This is a genomic window from Priestia sp. FSL P4-0332 (assembly GCF_038005845.1).
Classification (GTDB): domain Bacteria; phylum Bacillota; class Bacilli; order Bacillales; family Bacillaceae_H; genus Priestia.
The window spans coordinates 18,935-32,800 of record NZ_JBBOUA010000002.1; the positions used below are offsets into that span (position 1 = coordinate 18,935).

The 13,866-nt window shown below is 34.2% G+C and carries 16 protein-coding genes; 8 read left to right on the top strand and 8 right to left on the bottom strand.

The genetic code is table 11. The annotated features are described in order from the left end of the window. Window positions 1-958 precede the first annotated feature (958 nt). The 5 genes from MKY06_RS26995 (at window position 959) to MKY06_RS27015 (ending at window position 2,475) form a co-directional block, all read left to right on the top strand. On the top strand, window positions 959-1,177 hold the full coding sequence (locus tag MKY06_RS26995; RefSeq protein ID WP_272812613.1) for a L,D-transpeptidase: 219 nt from the start codon (window positions 959-961) through the stop codon (window positions 1,175-1,177). After that, window positions 1,146-1,358, top strand: a complete 213-nt coding sequence (locus tag MKY06_RS27000; protein ID WP_272812620.1) for a L,D-transpeptidase — start codon at window positions 1,146-1,148, stop codon at window positions 1,356-1,358. Before MKY06_RS26995 ends, MKY06_RS27000 begins: the two co-directional genes overlap by 32 nt. A gap of 157 nt (window positions 1,359-1,515) precedes the next feature. Next, window positions 1,516-1,728, top strand: coding sequence for a hypothetical protein (locus tag MKY06_RS27005; RefSeq protein ID WP_029325149.1), 213 nt, complete (start codon window positions 1,516-1,518; stop codon window positions 1,726-1,728). Between the two features lie 20 nt (window positions 1,729-1,748). Further along, on the top strand, window positions 1,749-2,027 hold the full coding sequence (locus MKY06_RS27010) for a hypothetical protein (protein WP_194758136.1): 279 nt from the start codon (window positions 1,749-1,751) through the stop codon (window positions 2,025-2,027). A gap of 166 nt (window positions 2,028-2,193) precedes the next feature. Continuing rightward, the gene (locus MKY06_RS27015; protein ID WP_053488467.1) at window positions 2,194-2,475 is read left to right on the top strand and encodes an AbrB/MazE/SpoVT family DNA-binding domain-containing protein; all 282 of its coding nucleotides are present in this window, start codon (window positions 2,194-2,196) and stop codon (window positions 2,473-2,475) included. Between the two features lie 147 nt (window positions 2,476-2,622). On the opposite strand, the gene MKY06_RS27020 is transcribed toward MKY06_RS27015, so the two are convergent. Both MKY06_RS27020 and MKY06_RS27025 read right to left on the bottom strand, forming a co-directional pair. Beyond that, a complete protein-coding gene (locus MKY06_RS27020; RefSeq protein ID WP_053488468.1) occupies window positions 2,623-2,895 on the bottom strand; it encodes an HU family DNA-binding protein in 273 nt (90 codons plus the stop codon). A 178-nt stretch (window positions 2,896-3,073) separates the two neighbouring features. Further along, a complete protein-coding gene (locus tag MKY06_RS27025; RefSeq protein WP_025753343.1) occupies window positions 3,074-3,286 on the bottom strand; it encodes an alpha/beta-type small acid-soluble spore protein in 213 nt (70 codons plus the stop codon). 592 nt (window positions 3,287-3,878) lie between these two features. Here MKY06_RS27025 and MKY06_RS27030 point away from each other — a divergent pair. Then, complete coding sequence (locus MKY06_RS27030; protein ID WP_029325151.1) at window positions 3,879-5,063, top strand: Alp7A family actin-like protein; 1,185 nt, start codon at window positions 3,879-3,881, stop codon at window positions 5,061-5,063. A 17-nt stretch (window positions 5,064-5,080) separates the two neighbouring features. Next, on the top strand, window positions 5,081-5,458 hold the full coding sequence (locus MKY06_RS27035; RefSeq protein ID WP_053488470.1) for a hypothetical protein: 378 nt from the start codon (window positions 5,081-5,083) through the stop codon (window positions 5,456-5,458). Window positions 5,459-5,584: 126 nt separating this feature from the next. On the opposite strand, the gene MKY06_RS27040 is transcribed toward MKY06_RS27035, so the two are convergent. After that, window positions 5,585-6,016, bottom strand: a complete 432-nt coding sequence (locus MKY06_RS27040) for a VOC family protein (RefSeq protein ID WP_029325153.1) — start codon at window positions 6,014-6,016, stop codon at window positions 5,585-5,587. A 421-nt stretch (window positions 6,017-6,437) separates the two neighbouring features. Between MKY06_RS27040 and MKY06_RS27045 the strand changes: the two genes are divergently transcribed. Then, complete coding sequence (locus MKY06_RS27045; RefSeq protein WP_053488471.1) at window positions 6,438-7,316, top strand: Rpn family recombination-promoting nuclease/putative transposase; 879 nt, start codon at window positions 6,438-6,440, stop codon at window positions 7,314-7,316. A 559-nt stretch (window positions 7,317-7,875) separates the two neighbouring features. Here the strand turns inward: MKY06_RS27045 and MKY06_RS27050 are convergent. From MKY06_RS27050 to MKY06_RS27070, 5 genes are all read right to left on the bottom strand, one after another. Continuing rightward, window positions 7,876-8,991 (bottom strand): Ger(x)C family spore germination protein, encoded by a 1,116-nt coding sequence (locus MKY06_RS27050; protein WP_170960155.1) that lies wholly within the window; start codon window positions 8,989-8,991, stop codon window positions 7,876-7,878. Window positions 8,992-8,995: 4 nt separating this feature from the next. Further along, window positions 8,996-10,468, bottom strand: coding sequence for a spore germination protein (locus tag MKY06_RS27055; RefSeq protein WP_194758137.1), 1,473 nt, complete (start codon window positions 10,466-10,468; stop codon window positions 8,996-8,998). 7 nt (window positions 10,469-10,475) lie between these two features. Further along, window positions 10,476-11,534 (bottom strand): endospore germination permease, encoded by a 1,059-nt coding sequence (locus MKY06_RS27060; RefSeq protein ID WP_170960156.1) that lies wholly within the window; start codon window positions 11,532-11,534, stop codon window positions 10,476-10,478. A 152-nt stretch (window positions 11,535-11,686) separates the two neighbouring features. Next, on the bottom strand, window positions 11,687-11,899 hold the full coding sequence (locus MKY06_RS27065; RefSeq protein WP_098287615.1) for an alpha/beta-type small acid-soluble spore protein: 213 nt from the start codon (window positions 11,897-11,899) through the stop codon (window positions 11,687-11,689). Between the two features lies 1 nt (window position 11,900). Continuing rightward, entirely contained in the window at window positions 11,901-12,488 is a 588-nt protein-coding gene (locus MKY06_RS27070; protein WP_098287616.1) for a DUF2269 domain-containing protein, read from the bottom strand. Between the last annotated feature and the right edge of the window lie 1,378 nt (window positions 12,489-13,866).

The following is a 13,866-nucleotide window of genomic DNA, read 5'->3' on the forward strand; positions in this document are numbered from 1 at the left end:
AGATTATTATAGGGACTCAATTAAATCGTGTCCACGAAACTATAATAAATCCAGTATAGGGCTTTATCCTCCCTATACTCAGGGAATGATCTTTTCTTAAGGAGAGATTTCCCTAATTTTGTCCAATTGTGAAAACTAATCCAGACTCAATTGAATCTGGATTAGTTATTTTATTTGAATGAACATTACTTTAGTAGAGTCAGCTTTTATTGGTGCATTTAGTCTGTATATACCTAATTGGAATTAGTTTAAATTAATTAATTACTAATTGAATGTAAAAGAATATAGACTCGGTAGCTTTTAATCAGACAAGTTGATATGCTGTATTTTAATTAAATTAAACTTCTTTTTTATTGAATTAATTTTAATTTATTTTAGTCTAAATTAGTGATAATTAACTTGGGTTTTAAAAGAGTTAGAGTTAGATTCTTGCAGCAGAAAAAAGAAAATCTAATTGTTTAATTGTATATTAGGATGATCATAAAATTTTAAAAAGTTATTTAGTGAATTAATGAAATGTTTTCAATTTGAAAAGTACATGCCTTTAATTTGTATCAAAAGAATAGAGAAACAGAAACAGGGATATAAAAGATTCACTTTGAGGGTCAAAGCATTCAGCTTCATGAATATAAGCAGAAAACTTTACGTGAAAAGATGAAAAAAATGAATGAAAAGCAACAAGATTTAGCCATGAAGTGAAAAAACACATGTTAACAGTAGGTCAACATGTGTTTTTTTGAGGTTAACAGCAGGTTCACATCACTGTTTTTTTATGTTCACAGTAGGTTCACAAAGGAGAGTTTAGGTCAACAGTAGGTTCACACTTTAGAGGTTTTCGCGATATCACGGTTTTGCTAGGCTCTGCCTAGCCTATCACCCCGTGTGATAGCAAAAACCCCTTATGCTCTTCTCTCTTTTTAGGGGAAAGAGCATTACTACAAAAGAGAGGTCGGATAAAATGGAAATTAAAATTCGATATGTTGATCCAGTAGTAACGGGAAAAACATGGGATAAAACACCCGTTGGCTTTTTTAAAGTAGTGAACAAGATTAAAAATCGTCCTTATTATATAGGACATATTCCTGACGGCGATCCTCGCAATCCGTTAGGAAAACGTTGGTTAGGGTTAAATGCGAACGGTACGTATGGTGGATACATACGGCATTCACGGCAATAACAATGAAAGCAGCATTGGAAAATACGTGAGCCGAGGTTGCGTGAGAATGCACAATGCAGATATTGAAAAGCTTTATGATAAAATTCAAGTGTTGGTACACCAGTTGCGATTAAGTATTCTTATAAAAGCTTTGTGGATCTTACGAACGTATACGGATATAAATTCAAAGGCTACAAGATAAAAAATAATTAATATCTGAGCAACATTCTCATGCGCAAATAGCATGGGAATGTTGCTTTTTATGCGAATAAAAGAATCACTCTGCTCGTTTTCTTTTACACCGGTGCATTTAACCCCTTATTATGGAAGTAGAATAAAAATAAGGAGGATCTACCAAGATGAGAGCAAAAACTGAGAAGGCAAACCGGGTGGTCATGTTTAAATCGATTGGTGAGGTTTATGCACATGAAGTTACGGAGGATATCAAGGTTGGTTTTTTTGCTTGTCCTTCTTGCGGAGTGAAAGTGTATTATCAACAAAATCATTTCTTTTCTCGTGACCATGAACGGAGTTGTGAGTACGTCCAAGAACAAATTAGAAGAAAAGCTTAAAGGGAAAGGGATGACATGTTGTGAAGAATCATGTGTATGAAAATGGGCTACTGATCCAAACCAATAAGAAATTTTCTGCATTAAAACAAAAGCAAAAAGAATGGATTACGAATGAATTAAGGCAACGTTATATAAGTGCTATTTATTACCCTTATACTAAATTACGTCCTAAGAAACGAGACCAAATCTTAGATGAGGTATATGACCTTATTCAGAAAAAAGAAATTTGGGTACCTTATGATGAAGTAGAAAAATACTACTTTAGCAAAATCCCTTCATTTATTCGTAAGAATAAATGAAGGAAGAAATGATAACAGGTAGGTCACAAGATGAACAGGGGTTATAACCAGTAGTCTTAGGGTTACATAAATACGATGGAGACTGTTTGTTTTCACGCAAACTGCTAGGATGTAGGAATATTTGGATAATGAAGCATAACTAGTCAAGATAGAGGAGACGAATAGTATGAAATCAACAGGTATTGTACGAAAAGTAGATGAATTAGGACGTATCGTTATTCCAGTGGAGCTTAGAAAGGTGCTGTCTATTAAAGAAAAAGATCCTATAGAAATTTTTGTTGATGGAGACCACATTATTTTGAAGAATTACATCCCCCATAATGAATGCATTATTACAGGTGAAGTAAGTCCACATAATTGTGAATACGCAAAAGGAGTTGTGTTAAGTCCAAGAGGTGCAGAAATTCTCAAGCATGAGATAGAATGTAGATTTGGTAGTAAGGCTTAATTTACATAGAAATTCATACGTTTTTATTTGATTCCTAGATGTGTTGCTTATGTAAACAAGGTAAGAACCTATAGATTTAATATGAGTAAGGTAAACATCATGTAAAACCTCCAGAATGGATTTCTGGAGATTTTATATAAGTGCTCTTTATTTAACAGCTTCTTTAAATTCTTTTCCTGCTTTAAAACCTGGGACCTTTGTTGCTGGAATCGTCATTTCTTCCCCTGTTTGAGGATTACGTCCTGTACGCTCTGAACGTTCACGCACTTCGAATGTTCCCAATCCTACCAGTTGAACTTTTTCGCCTTTTGAAAGGGTTGTAGAAATCGTTTCAAATAACGAGTCTACAGCTTTTTTTGCATCTTGTTTTGTTAACTCTGACTTTGAAGCAACTGCCTCAATGAATTCAGCTTTTTTCATATGTAACTACCTCATCTCTTTTTATAGGGTATGTAGATTAAGAATATATCATATGTGTTGAGAAAAGTTCAAACGTATGTTCTTTTTAGGTGGAATTAGAGGGAAATACATAACAATAAAAAAGAAGAAATGGAAACCCATTTCTTCTTTACATACACGGTTAGCTAGAATGATTACATTATCGGATGTTACTGCCACCAAGTTGTTGTTCTGCCATTTGCACAAGGCGTTTTGTAATCTCTCCACCTACTGATCCGTTTGCACGTGCAGTTGTATCAGGGCCAAGGTTTACACCAAATTCACTAGCAATTTCATATTTCATTTGATCGATTGCTTGTTGAGCACCATATACTAACAATTCATTTGTGTTGCTATTTTTATTGTTTGCCATTGTATTCAACTCCTTATAGTTTATAACATTAAAATGTGTAGAAGAAAGATCGTTTATTCATAAGATGGAAAATTTTTTAAAAAAGTTGTTTTAGAATATATATATATGTGGTAAACAGATAGTACAGAGCCAATATAAGAATTTTAGAGGCTGCTGTAAAAGGTTAAATACTTAACTTGATGAAGGGACTGGTTTGGTTTTGAAAGACGTAACAGCGACTTCAGCAAATGTATTACCCAAATTGACAAGTAGGTATTGTGATTTAACGAACGGCACTCTCCTTATGAATCGATATACGTAACGAAAGAGCCTCACAAGGGCAAATGAACATGAGAATTATTTTGTTGTAAGAGAGAGCAGCCTGCATCATTTTTTGATGCAGGCTCTTTTTATGTTGAAGCTATAAAGTAAGGTACATAAGGTATTGAATCTGAATATTGTTTGTAGATAAACGTTCTACTTAATTTAAATAATTGTTGATAGATGTAAGGTTTTGTAGATAACTAAGTTGCTCCCACATATTGAATATTTATCCTATATCAAGTAAAATAAGTTGAATATAAGTTCAACTTAAAAAATGAGGTGTTTAGAAATGAAAATTTCACGTTTTAATAAAGATTGCGGGAACTCTGTTGATATGAACATTATGGATGGATATCTATTCGATTTTCCAACGAATGTAGTTGAACTTCAAAAAGAAGCTGCAGATTCTTTTTTTACAGATGCTGTTACGGCTCCAGAAGAATTTAAGAAGCGCATTTTACTTTCTACAACCATTGAGGGTGAAGAGAAAGAGCGTTATTTCTTAGTAGGTGACATTGCAGCAAGTCAATTGCTTGCTAACAATCACATTAATAAATTACATAATAAAATTACAAGTCATATTCCATACATCACCTTTTTAGCTGCCATTGCATACTACCATGCGTTACATGCGAAAGATAAAAAAGACAATACAATTGAAATTGACTATTTTTCTACGATGTTACCAATCTGGCTCCTTAAGAAAGAGAGCACATTTGGGGCGGCTCAAAAAGCTATGGCTAATCGCTTCTTAGGCGACCATACGTTTACCGTGCACACGCCTGGTTTTGAAAATACGTTAAAGGTAGTAGTAGAAGAAAGTGCGTGCTTAAAAGAGGGAGAAAGCGCACGTTTTGCGTTAAAAAAAGACTTAACCCTTGAAAATCGTGAAGATGCCAATGAGTATGCAGAATGTGAAACAGTGATGGTAGACATTGGTGGCGGATCTATTGATGTCGTTATTCTACCGGAAGGGTTGAAAGCTGCGAATAGCCGTGAATCGTTTCAAAGCATCGAAGGAATTCCGTATTTAGCTCATATTGATAAATTGCGTAAAGAGAAATTCCTAGAATTATTTACAGATTTACGTGCCTTTGATCAATTTATTCTTGATAACTACAGCAAGCAAAAGTTTGTATTGAAAAACGAGAATACAGGTGAATCCATTGATTTAACAAGCACAATCAAATCTTCACTACGAGAATATGTGGAAATCTTATTGGCTAAATTAAATGATGTCGCGCCACCACCAGCGAATAAACTGCGTAAGTATGTATACTGCGGAGGGGTAGCTCCTACTCTAGAAGTCGCTATCATGAATAGTATGCGTGAAAAAATTGGAGAAGAACGTACAGAAAAGTATCATAAGGTTCCTCAAGATAGCCGCCATTTAAATTTATTTGGCTTAGAGATTCGTAGTATTGGTTACATTCAAAAGAAGCAAGAAGCAGTGAAGAAAGCCGTTAAATCCTAACAACGTAGGTGATAGGGATGTCAGAGCGTCAAAATGCGTTTACGATTAAGACAAATCGATTGAGTGATGAAGTTTATAATAAACTAGCTACATACGCTAAATCGCGTAAGTTAGGGGATTATATTTCATCTTTAATTCTACGTGATCTAGATGATTCATCTACTGAAAGAAAAGAAATGGAAGACACAAAAACCTACGAAATACTTGAACATATCAAGAATGAATTAGCTGATTTAAAAACATTAGCAAAAACAACAGATTTTGTAGGAAACGATTCCTTCAAAGAAGAAGAGCCTTCAAAGGTTCTCCAACTGAAAGAAGGAAAGATTGCAGATTTAGAAAACATATCCGGCTCATTAGACGATGACGATCTAGAAGAATATAACGATTTTTAAACAGAAAAACCACTAGAATTGCACTGCACCCCAATCCTAGTGGTTTTTCTGTTTTTAAGCTTTATATTGTATACATCTTTAGTTCAATAAATAATGGATTTAGTTAAACAACTAACTTTTCATCCATTACTCATTATCGTCAATATGTGTTGAAATTTGCCAAGTAACACCGAATTTGTCTGTTACTTGGCCATATGATGGACTCCAAAAAGTTTCTTGAAGTGGCATTTCTATTTGCCCACCTTCTTTTAGTTTTTCGAACACTTCTTTTGATTTTTCTACGCTGCCTATGGTGATAGCTATCGTTACTTGTGATCCAATTTGGTATGGTTGGCCTGGGAATGTATCAGAAAGCATTAAATCCGTATCACCAACTTTTAAATGCGCATTCATTACACGATCTATTGCTTCTATAGGAGTAGGGAATTCTGGATTTCCGGGCATTTCTCCGAAAGTCTGAACACCAATAACTTTTGCATTCAATGCCCTCTCGTAAAATTTAACAGCTTCTTGTCCATTACCGTTCATAACTAAATAAGGATAAATTCCTAAAACCATGAAAAACACCTCTTTTAAAATTTTATTTAGATTTCAATAAATTATAGCTAATCAAATTAAAGAACGTAGGTTCGTTTTCGGCGTAACACTTACTACGTATCTATACAACAAATTTATTGTGTTATCCTGCACAGTTAGTTTGATAAGAAAAAAATTGTTTTAAAAAGGTGTGTAATAAAGGATCTAATAAAAAGCAATCTCAAACATTGCTTTCTGTTAACGTTCATGGGTAAGCCAGAGCTAACGCTGTACCTTGTTTACCATGAATACCATAGTAACCTAATTGAGACTATATCAATCCACAATAACTTCTAGTTTAATGATCATGACGACTAGTTAGTTTTCTTTTCAACATTTGCAAACACATCCTGCTATCTTATAAAATAAGGGTAAGAAATAAGAAAGATAGGAAGAGGAATTCATGTCCACAAAATTAGTGAATTTACGAATTGATTTTGCTTTTAAACAATTATTTGGTACCAAAGGTAGCGAGGACATCTTAACAGGTTTTTTAAACGCTGTTTTAGAAAAGTCTCTAGAAGCACCCATTACGTCTCTTCAATTGGAAGACCCACACCTTCACAAGGCTTACGAAGATGACAAGTTATCTATCTTAGATTTACTAGCCACATTGAGTAACGGAACACAGGTGAATATCGAGATTCAACTTCGTAATACGCATGATATGGTCAAGCGTTCTTTGTATTATTGGAGTAAATTATATACGTCACAAATGCAAGAGGGGATGCCTTATCGTGCTTTACGAAAAACCATCACCATTAATTTATTGGATTTCATTTTATTCTCTTCAGATGAAGAATTTCAGACGACAGGTCAACTGTGGGACACAACAAAGCAACGTGTTTTAAGCGATGATATTGAAATTCATTTTGTGGAAATTCCAAAGCTTGTGAAACAGTGGCGGGAAGAAAAAGTCAACCCGTGGGAAAATGCATTCGTTCGTTGGATATTATTATTACCAGCTCATGAAGATGAACATTTAACTCAAACATTGGAGGAGATTGCTATGAATCAAGATCCAATTCTACAAAAAGCGATGCATAAATGGGAAAATATGAGTCATGATTCTTCATTCCGAAGCGCATATGAAGCCCGTGAGAAATTGCTACTTGATGAACAAGCTAAACTAGCCCATGCTCGTGAGGAAGGATTAGAAGAAGGGGTAGAAAAAGGGAAACTTCAATTGATTCGTAGCATGTATGAGAATGGTATGACTTTGGATGATATTGCAAAGTTTACGGGATTAAATATAGAAGAAATAAGAAGAGTAATCGGATAATATAGAGGGTTACAAAAGCTTTGCGAAAGGTTTCGTAAAGCTTTTTTATTTTATAATTGGCTCAAAATAAAATAGTCTAAAAATGCACACCTTTTTAGACGCAGAAAAAACTAATGATAAAAGGTCTATTTAAATCTCTAAACAGACCTTTTTAAACCTATAAAAAAGCATTGAAATTATTGTATATTTTGTTATATACCAAACTATCTAATAAAAAGGGGAACCCGTTCTTTTATTGTTATTTCGCAACTAAAAAAGTACAAACCATATATAAGGGTTTGCGCTTTTTTGGTTTTATAGCTATCGGTAAGCCAATTTACGATAATTGATGTACCCGGTAGCAACTAAGGGTTGCATTGTAGTGCAAATAATGTGCTACAACATTTGTACAAAAGATAAGGCGTAGCCCGGATCAACATACCAAGTATCATAGTGAATCAAGAATCTTAATTTGCCCGGATGGCTAAAGGAACTAATAAAATATCAACTATTACAAAAGGTCTGTCAGGGTAAATGATTAATTGGCACTCTTTTTTATCTCTATAAATAATTCCCCTCTCTATTTATAAGCGCTGGTATTTACTAAGGTGACCTTTACCTTAATAGAGTCAATGGAGTCTGAAGTTAATTCATTAAGCTCTTGGATAGTCCAATGATATCGGTCAAAGCGATAAGCTTTTTCAGATAGATTAAGTACATCAGTATGCAGATCAAGACCTTTTTGAAACGTTCGCTTAATCTGTTTCTGGACTTGGGCTGCGACGATATGTTTTATCTCTGTTTGGGATATTTCTTTTAAGTTTTCTTGAATCGTTACAGGAACTTTTACCGATATCCTATAATGAGGGGTCAATTCGGCTCCCATGACTTTAATTTTAACCCGTGGTCTTTTAACTTTCACGCCTATTTTTTTCTCATTATAGACTAAATAAAGTCTTGTTGTATCCTTATCAAGCCAATTTATTCCTTCTAGTTCGTTTATGTTTAACCAGCCTGTTATTTTCTTGTGAGCGAGAAGGTATCCTCCTGAAATCTTGACAATTGATTTAGGTTTTTCACCTTCTTGCCATTGGCTTTCTTCTACTTTTATAGATGGAATTAACATGGAGCCTACTGGTTGTCTGTATCGTTGAATAAGGTTTTGGTACGTAATGGTTGGAATAAAAGAATCATTTTCCAAAACTTCTCCAGGATTAAACGTAAATGAAAAAGCAGGAGATTTTCCGAAAAAACCATTTAAAGACATGGCTTCTTTTATGTCTTTTTTTATACTGAAAACACCCGTATTGTAACGGATTACTTCCGTACGCCCTGCGTAATCAAGAAATTCATTTAGATGGTGCTTTAACATTGAAGGAGTAAAATAGAGTGTACTGATATGACCAAAGTATAACGGAGAAGGAGAACTCCTTTGAATGTAATCAAACGCTTCTTCTAGGGTATCTCCTTTTCCCGTGCCTACTAAAACCGGAGGTTCTTCAGAAGAAGAAGAACCTCCTTCTTGTCTAGCTACATTTGAAAAGCTAAGTGCTTGAAAATAAACATAATATTGTCCCTTTTTAAAGTCTAACCCTAACGCTGTGATATAAATTTGATGTTGTACTTCTTTCATTCCCCAGCACCCAGATAAACAAAGTAGAAAAACACAACTTGTAATTAACAAAAATTTTTTCATTAAATTACTCCTTTTGACGATCAGAATCGACTGGGGAATAGGCATGATTTCGTTCCTTTAGGTATTTAAAGGGCGCTTTTAAAAAGGTTTTCAGCAAGTCTCCTTTTTCAAGCATCTGAAAACCAACCATATACGGTTGCCCAAAACTTTCTAAACTAGCGAGGTAGAAGAGTACAAAAAAGACCCCTATAAAGAATCCGTATAGCCCTAAGAACGAAGCCAATCCAAAGATGAAAAAACGTAGGATTAAAATGTTTCCCGCCACATTTTGATTGACTAATGTATAACTTGAAATAACTGTAACTGCTCCTATGACAAGTGTGGAAGGGGAGGTAAGCCCTGCTCTAATGGCTGCATCTCCTACAATAAGTCCCCCTAGTACAGCTACCGTCTGCCCTACAGACTTAGGCAATCGTATACCGGCTTCTTTAAACAACTCAAAAAAAACAAGCATAACAAATAACTCTAAAGGACCCGATAGGGGTAAGCCCTGTCTAGATACTGCAACCGTTGCAAGTAAAGGGAATGGAATTTGATCAGGTTGATAAGATGTTAACGCTGTCCACAATCCTGGTAATAAGATAGTCGTTACAAGTGCACTTAATCTTAGGAATCTTGAAATACTGGCATAAAAAAAGCTAAGTTGATTATCTTCCGGACTTTTAATAAGAAACTCTAAATTAACCGGTCCAATTAAGCAACTTGGGCTTCCATCCACTAAAATAGCAAACCGACCTTGGTTAAGGGACTGAACTACATAGTCAGGTCTACCTGAATAATCTAACAGTGGCAAGAGAGAAAACGTTCGATCATATAATAGTTCTTCCACCTGGTAACTGCTACTTATAATGTCCATTTTGATTTCGCTTAATCGACATTTTATTGTATCTAATATATCAGGGCTAATAATGTCATCCATGTAGAGAAGAGTAACATTCGTATTACTTCTTGTACCTAAGGTATATGTTTCTGTAACTAAAGAAAGTGTTTTTAAACGCTGTCGAATAAGTACGGTATTAATTTCTGCACTTTCTACAAATCCGTCTCGGGGCCCACGAATAGATACCTCCATATTTGACTCATCAACGCTTCTTTGAGGAGGGTTTGCAATATTTACCGAGTACATGCTCTCTGATTGACAGTCAAATACTAAGAGTTGGCCCGAGAATATTAATAGTGACAGTTCTTCTTGCAAACGCGAAGAGTATTTAATCTCTACCACTTCAAGAAATTGACTAAGGTTTTCCAAGTATAAGCGTTCTCCCTGATGAAACAGATCAAAAACACGAGGTAGAACAAACTCATAAATGAGTCTGGTCTCTATCATGCCTTTGGCATAAAGCAATAGGATCTCCTGTTTATGCTCTTCATGATCAAAGAGTTTTGAACTGATATGAACATCTGATTGAGAGTCAAACAGATAGTACAAGCCATTCTTTGATAAAATACGTTGGCTTTGCGGGGAAGAAGAATTCATACCTTATTCATCTCCTTTTCACTTTAATTAAGATGAGAAGCATAATAACATAGATACTTAAGGCACCAGCTATAATAGGAAAATAAAAGGTATAGAGCCAATGTGTGAAATCAGCTTGATTCCATGGAAGTAGAGACCCTATCATTAATAGACTATATAGAATAAGAAGAGAAAACTTCTTTTTCTTAAACTGAAATAGTTCATTCGTCAAAAAAACGAATAAGCTAACTCTAATCAGTGCTCCTGTTAGCCATTGAAAGACTGAAAGAAAGTCTACCCGGGTAATATAACGCCCAATAGATAGTAATTTCCATTCCTCGTAGGCTGGGTTATGAATTCTCGCAGCTTCTTCAGCACCAAACTCTGCAATAGCTCCCATTAAAGGTCCTAGTGTCAGCCCAATTAATATGAAACTTAGAAGAACAATCCCTTTAAACGAAAAGGGCTGTTTAGAATAACCTTGGAAAACTAAAAGTAATACGATTTCAAAGATACCTGCACATACATAGATCATTCCTTTTAATGTTGGTTCCAAGCCTTCCTCAATTATCGGAAATAATAATTGATAGTCTTTTTTAGGAATATTGCTTATACCTATAAAAAAGCCCAATAACGTAACAGCTATAAAGAAGAGAGGTGCTAAAATAGCAATTGTTTTTAGTCCCTTTGAAGAGGCATAATAGCAGAGAACACTTCCGCCTACTACAATTATCATACTAGGTACGTCTTTTGCGTAATTAGCTTTAGCCCAGAACAAAGTGTGCTTCATTGTGACAAAGGCTTCGGATAATAAAAGGATAGCCAATAGATACGCTAGAGCCTTCCCTACAGGGATGCTATAATGGTCTTTTAAAAATAGAAATAAAGGCTGTTGCTTTAGAGAACGAGATATAGAATAGATAAGAAAGCTAATCATTAAAATAGGAAAAATACTAAGCAACACGCTTACCCATGAGTCTCTTTTAGCTGCGGTTAAGATGTTCGGTAAAATCAGGACATGAACCATAAATCCTGTAGAAATAATCATTAAAAAATAGCCATGAAGAGGTTTAATTAATCTGTTCATCATAAGCATCCTTTTACACATTTATAGCATTAGTTTGTTTAGGAATCTCCAGACTATACCTATAAAAAGTCCAGAAAAATACGTTAACATAAGAAAAGGAGAAATGGTTTCCCATTTCTCCTCTCCATATCTATGAAGTTTAAAGCAGCCCTTTATCGGCTACTTCTTCCTCCGAGTTGTTGTTCTGCCAATTGTACAAGGCGTTTTGTAATTTCGCCGCCTACTGATCCGTTTGCACCAGCCGTTGTATCAGGACCAAGGTTTACACCAAACTCACTCGCAATTTCATATTTCATTTGATCAATTGCTTGTTGAGCACCATATACTAATAATTCATTTGAATTGCTGGTTTGATTGTTTGCCAGTTTATCCAGCTCCTTTTCTTTTCCCCCAAGGCTTTATATAAGAGATAATGACTAAAGATCCTAAAAGAATAAAACTTATTCCAATACCGATGAATAGCATTTGCCGGTTCTGAAAATAGAGTGGATTTTGTAAAGGTTGCAAGTCACTGGAAAGAATTTTTGGAAATAAATTATATATTACATTGCCAGTAATTGATGACCCCAATAGGATTGCACACATATTACCTATCCATTTTACTAAAACCCAATAATATTTTGTCAGCCCTCCCCAATGAGTACGTAAAGCTAACCATATTCCTGTGAATAAAGAGGCTAATGCACCGGGTATTGTTAAATAATGATCAAAAGAGCTAACAAGTAAAATTCCTACGTAAATCTGTGCTTTTTCAGAAAAGAAGGTCATTGCAACCGTGACTAAAAGCTGCCCAAAAATACCACTGAAATAAATAATGACAGAGAGAACATGAGCGATAAGCCACCATTGTTTCCTCTTACGTGTTAGCTTTTTGGATAATCTTTTAGAAATGAATACACATAATAAAGTTAGCAGGAGAAGTGTTGCTAGTAGTGTGAAAATAAAAACAAACAACTGTTAATCAACCCTCAATTACAATTTTTCAGCAGTATAATGAACAAATTTGCTATTCTTTAAATACTATGTAGCTACTGCTATAAGCTTTCCTATTTAAGCTTATAAATAAAAGAGAACATATACTACCTTATCAGGGAAAGATTAGATGAATATAGAATACAGAATTTGTTTTCTGATGCCAGGGACAGGTCTTTAATTTTATAACAGGGAAAATTATTTTTTCTGTCAATAACGGTTTAAGTTTTTGTATTCTGCAACAAGACTATTCAATACTCATAATGCTACTGTAACAATCCTTATTATGAATAAAAAAGCTTAAACGACTCATATTGAGGGAAAAAATTGAATATGTATAAGTTCCCTTTTTATAACGGCAATTATGTAGCCTTAATTTCACAGTCTTATACTATACCTTAATAAATTAAACAATAATTATAACTATACAAAGGAAAAGAATAAATAAGACTATAACTGAAAGGATTGCTCATGAATTATAAAAAGATCATTATTCGTATACTAGTATTGCTATTTTCATTAACTCAACCGTTGTTTACACTCTTAGTGTCAAGTAATAGCTTTAATGATAATGGGAAAACGGAACCATTCATTACTCCAGCAGGTTATACTTTCGTTATATGGGGGATTATTATAGTTGGATCAGTGTTGTATGGATTTTTACAGATACTTCCTTCTAGCTATAAAGAAAGTCTATATGATGAAATATCAATCTTTAGTATTCTTACTTTTATTGGATTTGATCTATGACTAATATGTGCGAAAGAGCAACTATTAGCTCTTACAGTTTTAATTTTTATTTTTATGGGTACCTTTCTTTTTATTATTTATTGCAAAATTATAGATAATCCCCAAAAAAGAATTTAAAAAAAGAATTGTATACGGTGCATTTTCTCTCTATTTTGGATGGACTACTGTAGCTGTATTTGCAAATATAGCTGCTGCCTTAAGTTTTTATGGACTTCATGTTTATAATTTAACAGGTGTATTATGGCAATTTTTTTATCCTTATATTAGCGACTATTACGTCATATAAAATGTTTAAAGGTTTTCATTATCCTGTGCTTTATTTTTTGACAATCCTTTGGGCCTTTGTAGGTATATTTGTTAACACATTAGGATTAACAAGTGAAATGCTACTTCTCAATATTGTTGTTATACTAGCAACTATTTTTCTTTTAATTACATTTATTATAGGAAAACTAGGAGGTGAATAGTTCAGGCTATACAAATTCATCAAATAAATGGAATTTGTTTTTTCGACGAACTATTCTAATCTAAGCAATTGAAGGTAAAAAATAGCTTCATCCCTTAACCGAGGTAAATTTTCATCTGTTTTCTTACTTTAAATGATAGCAGC

Excerpts from the sequence above, each read along its gene's own strand:
- MKY06_RS26995 (WP_272812613.1), top strand. The coding sequence starts at position 959 with ATGGAAATTAAAATTCGATATGTTGATCCAGTAGTAACGGGAAAAACA.
- MKY06_RS27000 (WP_272812620.1), top strand. The coding sequence starts at position 1,146 with ATGGTGGATACATACGGCATTCACGGCAATAACAATGAAAGCAGCATT.
- MKY06_RS27005 (WP_029325149.1), top strand. The coding sequence starts at position 1,516 with ATGAGAGCAAAAACTGAGAAGGCAAACCGGGTGGTCATGTTTAAATCG.
- MKY06_RS27015 (WP_053488467.1), top strand. The coding sequence starts at position 2,194 with ATGAAATCAACAGGTATTGTACGAAAAGTAGATGAATTAGGACGTATC.
- MKY06_RS27020 (WP_053488468.1), bottom strand. The coding sequence starts at position 2,895 with ATGAAAAAAGCTGAATTCATTGAGGCAGTTGCTTCAAAGTCAGAGTTA.
- MKY06_RS27025 (WP_025753343.1), bottom strand. The coding sequence starts at position 3,286 with ATGGCAAACAATAAAAATAGCAACACAAATGAATTGTTAGTATATGGT.
- MKY06_RS27030 (WP_029325151.1), top strand. The coding sequence starts at position 3,879 with ATGAAAATTTCACGTTTTAATAAAGATTGCGGGAACTCTGTTGATATG.
- MKY06_RS27035 (WP_053488470.1), top strand. The coding sequence starts at position 5,081 with ATGTCAGAGCGTCAAAATGCGTTTACGATTAAGACAAATCGATTGAGT.
- MKY06_RS27040 (WP_029325153.1), bottom strand. The coding sequence starts at position 6,016 with ATGGTTTTAGGAATTTATCCTTATTTAGTTATGAACGGTAATGGACAA.
- MKY06_RS27045 (WP_053488471.1), top strand. The coding sequence starts at position 6,438 with ATGTCCACAAAATTAGTGAATTTACGAATTGATTTTGCTTTTAAACAA.
- MKY06_RS27050 (WP_170960155.1), bottom strand. The coding sequence starts at position 8,991 with ATGAAAAAATTTTTGTTAATTACAAGTTGTGTTTTTCTACTTTGTTTA.
- MKY06_RS27055 (WP_194758137.1), bottom strand. The coding sequence starts at position 10,468 with ATGAATTCTTCTTCCCCGCAAAGCCAACGTATTTTATCAAAGAATGGC.
- MKY06_RS27060 (WP_170960156.1), bottom strand. The coding sequence starts at position 11,534 with ATGAACAGATTAATTAAACCTCTTCATGGCTATTTTTTAATGATTATT.